Annotated in this window: 13 protein-coding genes; 5 read left to right on the top strand and 8 right to left on the bottom strand. The window is 43.6% G+C overall.

The features are described 5' to 3' along the window. Positions 1–292: 292 nt before the first annotated feature. The 4 genes from OCV20_RS10260 to OCV20_RS10245 form a co-directional block, all read right to left on the bottom strand. The gene (locus tag OCV20_RS10260) at positions 293–1321 is read right to left on the bottom strand and encodes an IS110 family RNA-guided transposase (RefSeq protein ID WP_086774218.1); all 1029 of its coding nucleotides are present in this window, start codon (positions 1319–1321) and stop codon (positions 293–295) included. Between the two features lie 123 nt (positions 1322–1444). Then, positions 1445–1834 (bottom strand): hypothetical protein, encoded by a 390-nt coding sequence (locus OCV20_RS10255; RefSeq protein WP_086774217.1) that lies wholly within the window; start codon positions 1832–1834, stop codon positions 1445–1447. A 323-nt stretch (positions 1835–2157) separates the two neighbouring features. Next, positions 2158–3078, bottom strand: coding sequence for an IS5 family transposase (locus tag OCV20_RS10250; RefSeq protein ID WP_086773621.1), 921 nt, complete (start codon positions 3076–3078; stop codon positions 2158–2160). Between the two features lie 275 nt (positions 3079–3353). Further along, entirely contained in the window at positions 3354–4274 is a 921-nt protein-coding gene (locus OCV20_RS10245) for an IS5 family transposase (protein WP_086773621.1), read from the bottom strand. A gap of 1023 nt (positions 4275–5297) precedes the next feature. On the opposite strand from OCV20_RS10245, the gene OCV20_RS10240 reads away from it, so the two are divergent. Next, positions 5298–5627, top strand: a complete 330-nt coding sequence (locus OCV20_RS10240; RefSeq protein ID WP_261881405.1) for a hypothetical protein — start codon at positions 5298–5300, stop codon at positions 5625–5627. 30 nt (positions 5628–5657) lie between these two features. Beyond that, positions 5658–6578 (top strand): IS5 family transposase, encoded by a 921-nt coding sequence (locus OCV20_RS10235; RefSeq protein WP_086773621.1) that lies wholly within the window; start codon positions 5658–5660, stop codon positions 6576–6578. 1271 nt (positions 6579–7849) lie between these two features. On the opposite strand, the gene rplY is transcribed toward OCV20_RS10235, so the two are convergent. Beyond that, complete coding sequence (gene rplY / locus OCV20_RS10230) at positions 7850–8128, bottom strand: 50S ribosomal protein L25 (RefSeq protein WP_017060373.1); 279 nt, start codon at positions 8126–8128, stop codon at positions 7850–7852. 367 nt (positions 8129–8495) lie between these two features. Here rplY and OCV20_RS10225 point away from each other — a divergent pair, with 367 nt between their 5' ends. The 3 genes from OCV20_RS10225 (at position 8496) to OCV20_RS10215 (ending at position 11160) form a co-directional block, all read left to right on the top strand. Next, positions 8496–9224 carry a glycosyltransferase family 2 protein gene (locus OCV20_RS10225; protein WP_017079049.1) on the top strand — a complete coding sequence of 243 codons (729 nt, stop codon included), beginning with the start codon at positions 8496–8498 and terminating at the stop codon, positions 9222–9224. Positions 9225–9238: 14 nt separating this feature from the next. After that, positions 9239–10558: an LssY C-terminal domain-containing protein gene (locus OCV20_RS10220; protein ID WP_086773623.1), complete on the top strand. Its 1320-nt coding sequence runs from the start codon at positions 9239–9241 to the stop codon at positions 10556–10558. Between the two features lie 221 nt (positions 10559–10779). Continuing rightward, positions 10780–11160 carry a VOC family protein gene (locus OCV20_RS10215; RefSeq protein WP_050052990.1) on the top strand — a complete coding sequence of 127 codons (381 nt, stop codon included), beginning with the start codon at positions 10780–10782 and terminating at the stop codon, positions 11158–11160. A 93-nt stretch (positions 11161–11253) separates the two neighbouring features. Here OCV20_RS10215 and OCV20_RS10210 read toward each other — a convergent pair whose 3' ends face one another. From OCV20_RS10210 to OCV20_RS10200, 3 genes are all read right to left on the bottom strand, one after another. After that, complete coding sequence (locus OCV20_RS10210; RefSeq protein ID WP_086773624.1) at positions 11254–12600, bottom strand: ATP-binding protein; 1347 nt, start codon at positions 12598–12600, stop codon at positions 11254–11256. A 104-nt stretch (positions 12601–12704) separates the two neighbouring features. After that, positions 12705–13364: a response regulator transcription factor gene (locus OCV20_RS10205; protein WP_017060377.1), complete on the bottom strand. Its 660-nt coding sequence runs from the start codon at positions 13362–13364 to the stop codon at positions 12705–12707. A gap of 61 nt (positions 13365–13425) precedes the next feature. Next, positions 13426–13824, bottom strand: a complete 399-nt coding sequence (locus OCV20_RS10200; protein ID WP_086773625.1) for a PepSY domain-containing protein — start codon at positions 13822–13824, stop codon at positions 13426–13428. Positions 13825–13926 lie beyond the last annotated feature (102 nt).

Genomic DNA, 13926 nt, shown 5'->3' with positions numbered 1-13926 from the left:
TGGGTTTTAGTGTTTAAGGTAGTATGCAGTGGCATCGGTATTGCGTTACTCACACCTTAACAGGGCTACATGGACTCCCTCTTTTGTCAACAATAGCTCCCGCTGACAACAGTGGATCGGACAGCAGCTCTACATTCGGTGTTTAATCGGATTCGTTCCGTCACCTTGATGATATTCGCTTGATGCCAGCCTCATTCGTTAAACAGTATTTATTACTTCCCAATTAAACAGGTTTAGGCATCTCGGTCTGGTCATATTGTCATCATTTGCTATTGCTTTGACTCGGTGAGTGTTAACCGTTTACATAGTTAATCTTGTACTCTTTTCCCGTTGTTAATAATGCCCATATTATACGAGCGTTCTTTGCTGCTAGGGCGACAGCTGCTCGTTTATAACCTCGTCGTTCAACGAGTTGATTTAACCAAATACTGTTGCGATCGGTTTTCTCTTTACATCGTGCAATAACGGCTCTTGCGCCATGAATAAGTAGAGTGCGAATGTGTTTTTCGCCTCTTTTGCTGATGCGACCAAGATGAACATGACCACCTGTTGAGTATTGTCTTGGAACCAACCCTATCCAAGCAGCGAATTGGCGGCTGGAGCCAAATTGTTTGGCGTCATTGACTGTCGCGACAATGGCACTTGCACTGTGTTCACCGACACCTGGAATATCCATGAGGGTTTTGGCTGATGCCATCTCTCGGATTAAAGCAGAGACTCTGCGATCATAGTGCAGTACTTCTAGGTTAAGGTTTTGAATCTTGTTTGATAGATCTTGAAGTAGCTCTCGAGCGAGTATAGGCAGCCCATTTCCTGCATCTTCAAGGACACTACCAATAGTGTTTTGAGCCGAGTAGCGCCCCTGAGGCATCACAATACCAAATTCGGAAAGCAAACCTCTGAGCTGGTTAATAGTCGCCGTTCTTGTTTTAATTAGCCCCTGTCGAATACGATGCAGGCAAAGCACAGCTTGTTGCTCTTCACTTTTTATAGAGACAAATCGTGTTTTGGGTCTAGATACCGCTTCACAGATGGCCTCCGCGTCATTGGCATCGTTCTTCTCATTTTGTCGATATGGAATAACGAATTTGGACGCCATAATTTTCGGGTTATGACCGAGTTTCAGTAGCTCTCTCGCCCAGTGGTGTGCACCAGAGCACGCCTCCATACCGATGAGGCAGGGCGGTAACTTCGCGAATGTGTCTAAGAGTTTGTTTCTTTTGACAGTTTTGCGTAGGACACACTTGCCATATGCATCAACGCCGTGAATACTGAACACATTCTTGGCGAGGTCAACGCCAATAGTTTGAATGGTGGACATAGTAACCTCCAGTTCTTCAGCGTGTACTAAGTAAGTATGGCACGCAGAGTGTCAGGTAGAGGGAGTCCATATCATTCGTTATAACACATAGCTACTTTAGCCAAAGTAGCTATGTCGTATTCACTAGTGACGACAGTCTAGTTCTAGTTCACTTTGCTCTAAAAACGTAACGAGATCGCCCGAAAGTGTTTGGCACTCAACATCTGTAAAGTACTTACTGTCATTGTTGTAAATGTGTATCACAGTATTTTTCCAACCTATATCATCCCCTCCTAGAGTTAGTAGCCTCTCAGCCGTAACTATTGAAAGTTCATCTAAACCTTTACATTCGTCTTTGTTTAAGCAATCACTACGTGCTTTTAAGTAATCAAAATAAACAGAATATGCATCTTTCTTATCGTTGTCTGCACTGTCTACTTGCCAAATTATAATAGAAGCAATTAGAGTCAGGGTTGTTAATACCTGAGGAAAAATCACGCCAAGGAAGTGAGAGGATGGTTTGCAATTGTTCATTTATATAATGTCATTATATTAAAGGGGGCGCATGCTAATCTAGTTCGTGATACATTGTCAATAAAAACAGTGTGTTGTGTTATAATGAAGCATTTAAGAGTGGTTCGCAACGCTTGGCAATTTCGCTTCGCTCAAGTATAGCCAAGCAAAGCTCACACCCTAATGCTGCGTTATGTTTTTGAGGTTTAAAATTGATGAATCATCTAATTTCAAATATATGGATCCCAATATTATCAGCAATCTTGGCATTTCTAGGTGCTATTGCTGGCGGCTTTGTTGCGTAATTAAATTTAGAGATAGAGCCAACCCGTTTCGCTTGTTTCTTAGTCAATACGACAAGTTTCAGGCATACCTAACCCAGTAAGCTTGTTCAACGCTTTTATCATCGCGTAAGTTTCACCCACCTGGGCATTGTAATTTCTTAAGCTCAGTTTCCCTCCTAGCAACTGTTTAACTCGATACATCGCTGTTTCTGAGAGTGAACGTTTGTGGTATCCATACCGCTCTTTCCAATACTTATTTGAGTCGTATAATTTCTGGCAACCCACGGCGAAATTTCGAGGGTGACCACGCTCCCAGAAGGCAGCCCCTTCTCTTGGGGGAATAAGCGCAATAGCTCCCTTAATCTTAATAGCAGCGTGACACGCTCTCGTGTCGTAAGCGCCATCACCAGACACCTCAAGGATACTTCGGCGTGTTTGTTTCAGTAAGTTCGGGAGTACTTCTCCATCTGTAACCGTCGATAAACTTAGCTCGGCGGCAATGATCTCATGAGTGTTGGTATCGACTGCAATATGCAGCTTTCGCCAGACTCTACGCTTGCCATCCGTCCCATGTTTTTTGACTTTCCATTCACCTTCGCCATAAACCTTAAGGCCAGTAGCATCAATGGCTAGGTGCTGTATCGCTCCTCTCGTTTTAGTCTTAAATGAAACCTCAACTTGCTTGGCTCTACGACTGATGCAGGTGTAATGCGGACAACTTAACGGTACATGGGCTAACCTAAATATCGAGTCGATAAATCCTTGCAGCGCTCTCAATGGCATAGAAAAAACTCGTTTGACCATGAGTGCTGTCGTGATAGCTAAATCACTGAACCGACGCGGCCTACCGCGCTTATTCTGTTTGCTTTGCGCCCATCCGCTTATTGCTTCTTCATCAATCCAAAAAGTCAGAGAACCACGGTTAATGAGTGATCGGTTGTATTGCTTCCAGTTGGTTGTTTTATAACGAGGCTTAGGCATAGGACTACGAGATAGAGTGGAGGTAGCTGATCAGATCGTAGGTTCTTGATTTAGTTCCATTGAATTACGCAACAAAGCCATTGCTGGCTCATATGTTTCCGCTGACAAGGCTGAAGATCTTTGGCAGAAACAAGAACATACGGTTCAATTGAAGGCTATTTTAGATAAAAGAGTTGAGTTGGTTGAAAGGGTCTCGAAGTTAAGTAACTTAACCAAAAAATGGCTTTGTTGCGTAATTAAATTTAGAGATAGAGCCAACCCGTTTCGCTTGTTTCTTAGTCAATACGACAAGTTTCAGGCATACCTAACCCAGTAAGCTTGTTCAACGCTTTTATCATCGCGTAAGTTTCACCCACCTGGGCATTGTAATTTCTTAAGCTCAGTTTCCCTCCTAGCAACTGTTTAACTCGATACATCGCTGTTTCTGAGAGTGAACGTTTGTGGTATCCATACCGCTCTTTCCAATACTTATTTGAGTCGTATAATTTCTGGCAACCCACGGCGAAATTTCGAGGGTGACCACGCTCCCAGAAGGCAGCCCCTTCTCTTGGGGGAATAAGCGCAATAGCTCCCTTAATCTTAATAGCAGCGTGACACGCTCTCGTGTCGTAAGCGCCATCACCAGACACCTCAAGGATACTTCGGCGTGTTTGTTTCAGTAAGTTCGGGAGTACTTCTCCATCTGTAACCGTCGATAAACTTAGCTCGGCGGCAATGATCTCATGAGTGTTGGTATCGACTGCAATATGCAGCTTTCGCCAGACTCTACGCTTGCCATCCGTCCCATGTTTTTTGACTTTCCATTCACCTTCGCCATAAACCTTAAGGCCAGTAGCATCAATGGCTAGGTGCTGTATCGCTCCTCTCGTTTTAGTCTTAAATGAAACCTCAACTTGCTTGGCTCTACGACTGATGCAGGTGTAATGCGGACAACTTAACGGTACATGGGCTAACCTAAATATCGAGTCGATAAATCCTTGCAGCGCTCTCAATGGCATAGAAAAAACTCGTTTGACCATGAGTGCTGTCGTGATAGCTAAATCACTGAACCGACGCGGCCTACCGCGCTTATTCTGTTTGCTTTGCGCCCATCCGCTTATTGCTTCTTCATCAATCCAAAAAGTCAGAGAACCACGGTTAATGAGTGATCGGTTGTATTGCTTCCAGTTGGTTGTTTTATAACGAGGCTTAGGCATAGGACTACGAGATAGAGTGGAGGTAGCTGATCAGATCGTAGGTTCTTGATTTAGTTCCATTGAATTACGCAACAAAGCCCCAAAAAATATGCGGTGTACCAGTCTTATGCTGATCTCCAAGCTCAGCTTGCTCGTGAGTTCTTATTGTGTAAAAAGTCTGCGCACGATGATTGCATTGCTCCAGATGGTGCAAAGGAAGTAACAGAGATAACTCTAAAAAGAGTTGATTTGAACTCTGAATTAGCATCGACGTTGCAACTTGTCTCGTTATATTTCTATTGTGATGCGAAAGAATCTGCTAATGAACTAGGTGGAGTGTCTCAGTGGTGGCTTGTAGAAAATAGAAATCTATTTACTCAACTGATTTCTGCGATGTTGGTAGAAATTTCAAATCCAGATATAAAGAGCTGTTCATTTAATTGAGAACAAACATAACAAAGTATTTAGAGCGATGCGCAATGTTGTTATGCAGCGGCATAAGTATTGCGTTGTTCATTCCTCAACAGAGCGTTATAACGAATGTAGTTTAGAGGAAATATGGAAGTCAGCAAGTTTCAGAGCTTATTGCAGTTTTTTGCGGCAATTTATCTTGTAGTCGAATCGGTGAACCTAGAAAGAATGCTAGGTCACTATAAAAACTCGCATATTAACGAAGTTAAATAACGTATTCTGAGGTTCAAAAAATATAGTACTGATTTACAGGATATATCGTCAGATTACTCTCGAGAGGGTAACGTTTTAATTAGTACTCATGACATTGATAAAAATTACTCATTTTTCCGGACACTTTGTAAAGAGTTTCGAGACGCTAACTCTTATTCAAGACGTATAGAAGCCGTCAAAAAAGGCGTGCCGGTTATCCCGATGCACTTACTAAGCATCATGAAGCCGTAAAGTCATACAATCAAAACTATGATCTACACATGAAAAACTCGTTATAACATAGCATTAAAGAGAGGCTCTCCACGCCCTATATATGCCGTAATGTCCTACCCTAAAAAGTAACACTTTATGGAGGTCGATATGAATATCAAAGAGTCTGATTGGAAAATCTTTTGCGAAATAAAGAGTGAAGCTGCGCAACGGTTTTGTACTCGTCAACTAGATGAAGCCATCAAAACGATTACTGATGAGGCAGAACCTGTAGGGGAAAGGTTTAACTTTATGTGCCAGCACTCTAAAGAATCTCAAAAGCAAATGAAGTCTATCTTTGATGGCCACTCTCGAAGCCGTGCATTTATCCAGCTCATGCAAATGTGTGAGGAAGGTTTGGTTGCACCAGAACAATTCGAACGCCTTTCAGGGGCTTTGTTGCGTAATTCAATGGAACTAAATCAAGAACCTACGATCTGATCAGCTACCTCCACTCTATCTCGTAGTCCTATGCCTAAGCCTCGTTATAAAACAACCAACTGGAAGCAATACAACCGATCACTCATTAACCGTGGTTCTCTGACTTTTTGGATTGATGAAGAAGCAATAAGCGGATGGGCGCAAAGCAAACAGAATAAGCGCGGTAGGCCGCGTCGGTTCAGTGATTTAGCTATCACGACAGCACTCATGGTCAAACGAGTTTTTTCTATGCCATTGAGAGCGCTGCAAGGATTTATCGACTCGATATTTAGGTTAGCCCATGTACCGTTAAGTTGTCCGCATTACACCTGCATCAGTCGTAGAGCCAAGCAAGTTGAGGTTTCATTTAAGACTAAAACGAGAGGAGCGATACAGCACCTAGCCATTGATGCTACTGGCCTTAAGGTTTATGGCGAAGGTGAATGGAAAGTCAAAAAACATGGGACGGATGGCAAGCGTAGAGTCTGGCGAAAGCTGCATATTGCAGTCGATACCAACACTCATGAGATCATTGCCGCCGAGCTAAGTTTATCGACGGTTACAGATGGAGAAGTACTCCCGAACTTACTGAAACAAACACGCCGAAGTATCCTTGAGGTGTCTGGTGATGGCGCTTACGACACGAGAGCGTGTCACGCTGCTATTAAGATTAAGGGAGCTATTGCGCTTATTCCCCCAAGAGAAGGGGCTGCCTTCTGGGAGCGTGGTCACCCTCGAAATTTCGCCGTGGGTTGCCAGAAATTATACGACTCAAATAAGTATTGGAAAGAGCGGTATGGATACCACAAACGTTCACTCTCAGAAACAGCGATGTATCGAGTTAAACAGTTGCTAGGAGGGAAACTGAGCTTAAGAAATTACAATGCCCAGGTGGGTGAAACTTACGCGATGATAAAAGCGTTGAACAAGCTTACTGGGTTAGGTATGCCTGAAACTTGTCGTATTGACTAAGAAACAAGCGAAACGGGTTGGCTCTATCTCTAAATTTAATTACGCAACAAAGCCCCTTTCAGGGGAGCTCAAAAAAGACATTACGAGTATTCTAGAAAGAAGAGCATAAGGAAAGTTGGCTAATCAGGCCGCTTCTTTTTCATAGCTGCAACCATCTCAATATTACTCCTTTTTATTCGTGAATTCTGATATCCGCTACAATTCTGCCTCGGTAACCTCATCTATACGAGTTTTATTATACGAGTTGTATTGAAAAACCTGAGAGTTACTCGTTTTTTCTCCTTCAAAACGCCGTTGATTTTTAAGAATTAGCACTAGAATCTGGATTGAGATTTCTTCCAAAAAAGTGTCAACATTACTTTGTCAATAAAATCTCTAGCTAGCCCTTTAAATCCGTGCGCTCTAGGTGAACTGAAAGTGTCACCTAGAGTGCACGAAGGTGGGGGTTGCGGGAGTTTATGCTTGTGATGCGACCAGAGCCCCACCATCACAAATTCTTGGACCCAAATACTTGAATATTTTTGGTTTGCTTAGACGTTCTAGCAATTATTCGGATTCCGAATCCATGATTTTTGGCCAGAGAAACCGAGTGTGCGGATCATAGAGTGCCTATAGGTCTTTAAAGTTCTTAATACTGGATGAGTAGGTTTACTTGCTAATGGCTAGTTCTGGCGTGTTATGTCATTAAATGAGAGTTGAAGGATTGGATTGGAAGATGGTGTTAAGAATGAACGAAAGGCCAGAAGTGTTTTCTTGATCGCCTTTCAGTGTTGTTTGATTAGCCTAGAGTGTATTACGCGGTGGTAACGTCTTGTCTAATACACAGGAATGTAATTAGGCGGCTCTCAGCGATTTTTAGTTATGCCAAAGGAGTCGTCCCATTATTGATGACGATATTCGTTTTGAAGTGCGTACAAGGCCATACAAGTAATATTCTAGATGCTAGTCGGTTTTGTCTTTTTGTTTGAGTAGTGTGTTGAACCTAGCGAAAAAGCGGTCTAGTCTTACTGTTAGAAAAACTACTGTATAAGTCCACCTTTCGTCCACCCTTAATCCACCCAAGCAAGATTGGGATAAAGTGGGGAAGGGGAAAGTTGATTATTTTCAGTGTATTGCGCGAGATTTACGACGTTTTTGAGGGCTCAAAAACGGTGAAACCCCGATGTTGGTAGCATCGGGGTTTCGAATTTCTAGATTTCTCGACTGGTAAGATCGATTATCTTTTCTATGCAGAAGGCTGGATTAATCCAATCTTATTCCTTGGTAGGGAATTAGATACGGATGAAGTCCATGTGCTCAACTTTTGGCTTGAACGCGTGACGTTGAACGTCTTGTGGCTTAACCTTAACTTCTGCGCCGTCAATCAGTAGAGTGATTGCTTCGTAGAATTCAGGCTTATCCATTTGGTTGATCACGTCAGCGTGAACAAGTTCGATAGCTACAGCTTCAGCTTCGCCACCGTAGATTACAGCTGGGAATTTACCAGCGTGACGTAGGCGGCGGCTCGCACCTTTACCTAGTTCAGTACGTACTACTGCTTCAAATTTCATAGTTTTACTCTCAAATTAGTAAAAATTAACTTCACACCTCAATGCGACCTTGAGTGTGTGGTAATGCTTAAACATAAAAGTTCATGCTTAAGCGAGCGCGGATACTAACATCACATTCCAATATGAGCAAGTCAGAAGCCCATCTCAAAGTGAATTTCCTTCGATAATGGGTTCGTTTGGAGATAAAACGTTCGCTAACGCTTGTTTAGCTCATTTTAGCCTCTTTTACATCGCCATTCTTATCTATTTATATCACCGCTAAATCATCAAGTTAATGAACGGAAAATGAATGTTTGCCTAAGACTTGGTTAAGGCTTAGTTCGTTAATCTTAGTGTTAATTAAACAGCAGAATGAATAGGTGAAAATATGGAACCGGTAAGCATTGTCGTAATTACGCTAAACGAAGAGAAACGCATTAGCCGCTTAATGGAAGAGTTGAGCGTGCAAACCCACCAAGAGTTTGAAGTGATTGTTGTCGACTCGAACAGTGAAGACAACACAAGAGAAGTGGCGCAAGCTTATGAAAACGCGTTGCCAAAATTAACGGTTCATCATATGGAAAACCGTGGTGTGAGCCTTGGCCGAAATACAGGTGCGTCATTAGCGCAATACAACCGGATCCTTTTCCTAGATGCCGATGTGAGCTTGCCTCGAAACTTCCTTGCGAAAGCGCTTTATGAACTAGAAGAGAAGAAGCTTGAAGTGGCGGGTGTGTACATGAGTTCGAAAGGTCTGCCGCTTGTACACAAGTTTGGTTACGGGCTATTTAACGCAGGCTTGTTTACTACCCAGTTCTTTTTCCCGACGGCGATTGGCGCATGTATTTTCTCGACTAAACGAGCGCATGATGAGATAGGCGGTTTCGATGAAGAGATCGTACTGTGTGAAGACTGTGACTACGTAAAACGTGCGAGCAAAACATGGCGATTTAGATTCCTTAATATGACTTTTGGTTTTGACCCACGTCGTTTAGACCAAGATGGCGTTGTGAAGACAGGCTCTACTTATCTTAAAGCCAATGTAAGACGCTTCTTTAAAGGCGAAATGCGTAACAACGAGATGAACTACAAGTTTGGTCACTACAAAGAACAGTAAGCATTGAGGTTGTTATGTTTGATGGACTAGGGCTGTTTCTGGGAGCATTGGGTGATGCTCTCATTGGCCCAAACCTATTTGTACCGGGAGAGCCGTTCTTTATCGCAGCGGGCTTTCAACTGTATTCAGGTGCATGGATGGCGTTGGTTTTGGTGATGCTAGGTGGTTTGCTTGGTGATCAACTCAGTTATTTCATTGGTTATAGATACGGTGCTAAGGCGCAACGAAGGCTCATTAAGTTTCGTCCCAAAACCAAAAGGTTAATCGCGCGATGCCGCTATCTGATTGCTCGCAAAGGCACATACATTATTCTTTTTGCTCGCTTATTAGGGCCTATCGCTTGGGTAGTGCCATTTATAGCGGGTTCGCATCGTGTACCGTGGCGCAATTTCAGTGTGTTGGCGTTTATCGGCTTGGCCCTTGGTGGAGGGCAGTTTATTGCTTGGGGTATGTTATTGGCGCACGGCGTTGAAAACTTTCCGTGGCTTAATAGCCTTAAGATATTTATCTCTGAGCATAATAGTTTGATCGTCGGTGTGTTCGCGGTATTGGTTTTCACTATTATTGGCTATCGAATGAAGTGGCGACGCTTGGTTCTTAAGTCGAGTGCGCTGTTGTTAGCGTGGATATTGTTTGCGAACTACGCCCACTTTTTTTGGAAAGCGGATGACTTTCAGAATCAACAAGAGACGGCTCAAATAAACAAAGTAGACTGGAACTCGGTTACTTATAAAGCGTTCCCCGGCAAATCTTCGTTCTACTCGGCGCAAGCGATCAACGTGATTTATGTTGGGGCAACCCCAAGAGATTTAATGAAGCAATTAGGCTGGATAGAGAACCAAACCTTCTCTCGAAATGAGATTGAATGGGCTAGCTATCTCGCATTGCTTAGAGATAAAACGCCACCTGTATCTGATTTGTATTGGCGAGACAAGCCGCAAGATATGGCGTTTCAATTGCCGGGTAATTTGATGAAGCGCAGCCATATTCGCTGGTGGCGTGCAGGTGTTGATATTAAAACTAACCAGCCTCAGTGGTTAGGTGCAATTAGCTATGATGATGGCCTTAAAGTCACGCCTTACTCAGGCATTGTGACCGTACTTCATAACATTGACCCTAATGTTGATGAAGAGAGAGATCGGCTCGCTAATCAGATACGAACGTCACTACCAGACATCGAGTTAGACAAGTACCCATTGGCAACGGTGGAAGTGATCAATGACGATCATGACTATTACACTGATGGTCGGGTATTAATGATTGGAGCAATGACCCTTAGTAATAGTTCACAAACTTTAGATGTCGCGGTGAACGATATCCAGAGTGATATATAAGGTCGAATCAACGAAGTCTCTTTCCGTAGTGCTCTGGTTTTTCTAAGACATCAACAAACTAAAGCCTTGTTTGAACCCTCAATCAAACAAGGCTTTGCACTGTCTGCTTGCCATGTTTATTCAAACATCGCCTTCTCTTACGCAATGCCTCGGCTATAACTTGTTCTACTTTGACTATGCTCATTAAGGGCGAGTAAGCGGCGAAAGCTAAGGACAACGTTATGCAAATGAATCCGATTGGTTGGTTTGAAATTTATGTTGATGATATGTCGAGAGCAAAAGCTTTCTACGAGTCAGTATTTAAAGTGACGCTGGAAAAGTTGAACAATGAAACGGGAATCGATGTTGAGATGTGGGTATTCCCTTGCGAGATGGAGAGTTATGGTGCCACCGGTGCTTTATGTAAGATGTCCGATGTAAAAGCGGGAGGCAACAGCACCATGGTTTATTTCTCTTGTGAAGACTGTGCGACAGAAGCAAGTTTGGCTGCGGCCAATGGCGGCACCTTACAAGTGCCAAAAATGGACATTGGTGAGCATGGTTTTATTAGTGTAGTTAGCGATACAGAAGGCAATATGATTGGGCTACATTCGATGGGCTAATTATGTTGAAGTGAGAGTGTTTCGCTGAACCGAGATAAAACTAAGCCCTAACATTACGCTAGGGCTTATTGGTTTCACTTTTACTTAGCTTGTTCAGCCTTTACTTATTTTAAGCACCAGAGAAGCTTTTAAGCCGCCCATTGAGCTCTTACTGAGCGTTAGGCTGCCTCGGTAACTGTGTGCCATTTCATTTACGATATTAAGCCCTAAGCCTGTTCCTGGCGTGGTTTCATCAAGTCGAACGCCACGTTTGGTCACTTGCTCAAGCTTCTCTTCAGGAATGCCTTGGCCATCATCTTCGATCACCAACTCTATGTTGCCATCGTCGAGTTCATTTGCATGGACACGAATAATGCTGCCCGCCCACTTGTAACTGTTCTCGAGTAGGTTACCGACCATTTCATCAAGATCGGTTTTTTCTACCGCAACTTCAATCTCAGAGTCTAGCTCGTTAATCATGGTGACTTCGTTGGCAGCGTAGACTTTATCAAACGCCATTGAGATAGCTTCGACACGCTCACAAGGTGAAGACTTCACCGAAAGAATGTTCATTGCACCTGCCATGCGCGCACGGCCAAGGTGATAGTCTATTTGGCTTTGAATCTGATGAATGGGTTGTTGCAGCAGTGCCTTGTCATCCTCTGGAAGTCGCTCTATCTCATTTTTTAGAACTGAAAGCGGTGTTTTCAACGCATGAGATAAGTTGCCCGCGTGGTTACGAGCTCGCTCTAATAGCTCTTGATAGTGGAAGAGCAGGGCATTGAGATCAGAGACTAATGGAGAAACTTCTTTTGGGTAGTTATCGCTTAACCCTTGTTGCTCGCCGTTTCTTAGCATCACCAGTTCGCGTTGCATCTTGCTGAGCGGTAATAGCGACCAACTGACTTGAATACCGATCAACATCAACACGCCAACAAACAGCAGCATTAGGATCAACCAGACTTGGCCAGTCAGTTCGGTCAGTGTCGATTCTAGCGGATCTTCATCAATACCAATGGTGATCGTGACAGGGTCGCTCAGTTCAGGCAGGTAGATATCTTGCTCGATGTAAATCAGCTTTTCTTTCTCAGGCCCTTTGACTGATGTGTGAATTGGCGAACGCTTGATGGTGAGGTCTTTATCCCATAGCGAGCGAGATCGGATGATCTGGTCTTGGGTTGCGGCGCGCCAATAAATACCACTGTAGGGCTGGTTGAACCTAGGATCAGACAGACGCTCTGCCATGATCAGGTTACCACTGTCATTGGTTTCGATATTGGCGGTTAACTCATCCATGGTTAAACCAAGCTGCTGCTTCATGTCGTCGACGAGGTAGTCGTTAACCAGCTTCGGGATCCCGACACCTGCCGCTAATATCATCGCACCTAGCCAAAAAGCCGCAGCAAGGAGCAAGCGGCTTTTTAGACTGATGTTTTTAAGTGTTCGTTTCTTTAGATTCATGCATTTCCAGCCTGCCTTTGCTCATCGTGACTCATCGTATTGCGATGATCAGAACAGGCTGTCCGCTTAATTGATGGTTACTCTTGGCGTGATTGACGACTGAGCTATTCGGCATTCAGTTGGTAGCCAAGGCCGCGAACGGTTTTGATGATCTTTGGTGCGATTTTTTTGCGAATACGTCCAATGAACACCTCAACCGTGTTTGAGTCGCGGTCGAAGTCTTGTTTATAGATGTGTTCAACCAGCTCTGTGCGCGAGATAACCTTGTTTTGGTTATGCATGAAGTACGCGACGACTTTATATTCTAGCGCGGTAAGGCTAACCGCTTGGCCTTGCCACAACACTTTGGAACTGCGTGTGTCTAGGCTTAGATCGCCGATTTGAAGTATCGGAGCAGCACTGCCCGATGCTCGGCGCAGTTGAGCTCGGATACGGGCAATCAGCTCGACCATCTCAAATGGCTTAGTTAGATAGTCATCAGCACCTGCGTTCAAGCCCTCAACACGTTGAGTTAGCGTGTCACGAGCACTTAAGATAATCACTGGCGTGTTGATGTTTTCGTCTCGAATGCCTTTTAATACCGTTAGGCCGTCAAGCTTAGGTAAACCTAAATCGAGGACAATCGCGTCCCATTCTTCTGACGTTGCACGGTAGAGTGCGTCGATCCCATCTTGAGAAAGCTCTGGAACCCAGTCGGCTCCCTCAAGCGTTTCAATAATTTGTTGGCCCAAACGAGGCTCATCTTCAACGACTAAAATTTTCATAATTGTTCTTCTTAATTCTTGTAATGACTATTCGTTGTGCTTAGCTCTTCGTCGTACGTAACTAGTCGCTGTGTTTAATTGCGTCTTTAAAGTTGCGGCCTTTGATCATAAGCATTTCTAACGTCTCAGCGTTGTATTCGACTTTGATGATGTTGTTTTGGTAATTGATTTTTAGTTCATAGACCCAAATGTCGTCATCTTCTTCTAGTTCTACTTTAATGATTCTGCCATGAAGATCGTTTTCAACCGCTGCATACATTTCTGAGAAAGGGCGAATGTAGCCTTCTCGTACGGCTTCATAGACTTCGTCTTGGTCTTCTTCAAATTCGATGCTGGTTCCTGCTTTGTGAACGTCCTGCACCAATTCATGACCATTATGATGTGAGTCAGCCCATGCGCCAGCAGAAACAAATAAGCCTAAGCTTATAGAAAACAAAGAAATCATAGCTTTACTAAACATAGCGAATCCTAGAGAAGGTTGATAGCGTTCAGTATAAAAAAGTAATTCTGAACAGAAAGTGAACCTGATTAATAATGAGAATTTGATACCGAAAAACTTAAC

It is taken from the genome of Vibrio coralliirubri, from assembly GCF_024347375.1.
GTDB lineage: Bacteria > Pseudomonadota > Gammaproteobacteria > Enterobacterales > Vibrionaceae > Vibrio > Vibrio coralliirubri.
The sequence above is the reverse complement of the archived record's forward strand: the minus strand, read 5'-3'. Positions and strand labels throughout refer to the sequence as shown.

What these genes read in the sequence shown, in the direction of transcription:
- OCV20_RS10260 (WP_086774218.1), bottom strand. Translation starts at nt 1,321, where the DNA reads ATGTCCACCATTCAAACTATTGGCGTTGACCTCGCCAAGAATGTGTTC.
- OCV20_RS10255 (WP_086774217.1), bottom strand. Translation starts at nt 1,834, where the DNA reads ATGAACAATTGCAAACCATCCTCTCACTTCCTTGGCGTGATTTTTCCT.
- OCV20_RS10250 (WP_086773621.1), bottom strand. Translation starts at nt 3,078, where the DNA reads ATGCCTAAGCCTCGTTATAAAACAACCAACTGGAAGCAATACAACCGA.
- OCV20_RS10245 (WP_086773621.1), bottom strand. Translation starts at nt 4,274, where the DNA reads ATGCCTAAGCCTCGTTATAAAACAACCAACTGGAAGCAATACAACCGA.
- OCV20_RS10240 (WP_261881405.1), top strand. Translation starts at nt 5,298, where the DNA reads ATGAATATCAAAGAGTCTGATTGGAAAATCTTTTGCGAAATAAAGAGT.
- OCV20_RS10235 (WP_086773621.1), top strand. Translation starts at nt 5,658, where the DNA reads ATGCCTAAGCCTCGTTATAAAACAACCAACTGGAAGCAATACAACCGA.
- rplY (WP_017060373.1), bottom strand. Translation starts at nt 8,128, where the DNA reads ATGAAATTTGAAGCAGTAGTACGTACTGAACTAGGTAAAGGTGCGAGC.
- OCV20_RS10225 (WP_017079049.1), top strand. Translation starts at nt 8,496, where the DNA reads ATGGAACCGGTAAGCATTGTCGTAATTACGCTAAACGAAGAGAAACGC.
- OCV20_RS10220 (WP_086773623.1), top strand. Translation starts at nt 9,239, where the DNA reads ATGTTTGATGGACTAGGGCTGTTTCTGGGAGCATTGGGTGATGCTCTC.
- OCV20_RS10215 (WP_050052990.1), top strand. Translation starts at nt 10,780, where the DNA reads ATGCAAATGAATCCGATTGGTTGGTTTGAAATTTATGTTGATGATATG.
- OCV20_RS10210 (WP_086773624.1), bottom strand. Translation starts at nt 12,600, where the DNA reads ATGAATCTAAAGAAACGAACACTTAAAAACATCAGTCTAAAAAGCCGC.
- OCV20_RS10205 (WP_017060377.1), bottom strand. Translation starts at nt 13,364, where the DNA reads ATGAAAATTTTAGTCGTTGAAGATGAGCCTCGTTTGGGCCAACAAATT.
- OCV20_RS10200 (WP_086773625.1), bottom strand. Translation starts at nt 13,824, where the DNA reads ATGTTTAGTAAAGCTATGATTTCTTTGTTTTCTATAAGCTTAGGCTTA.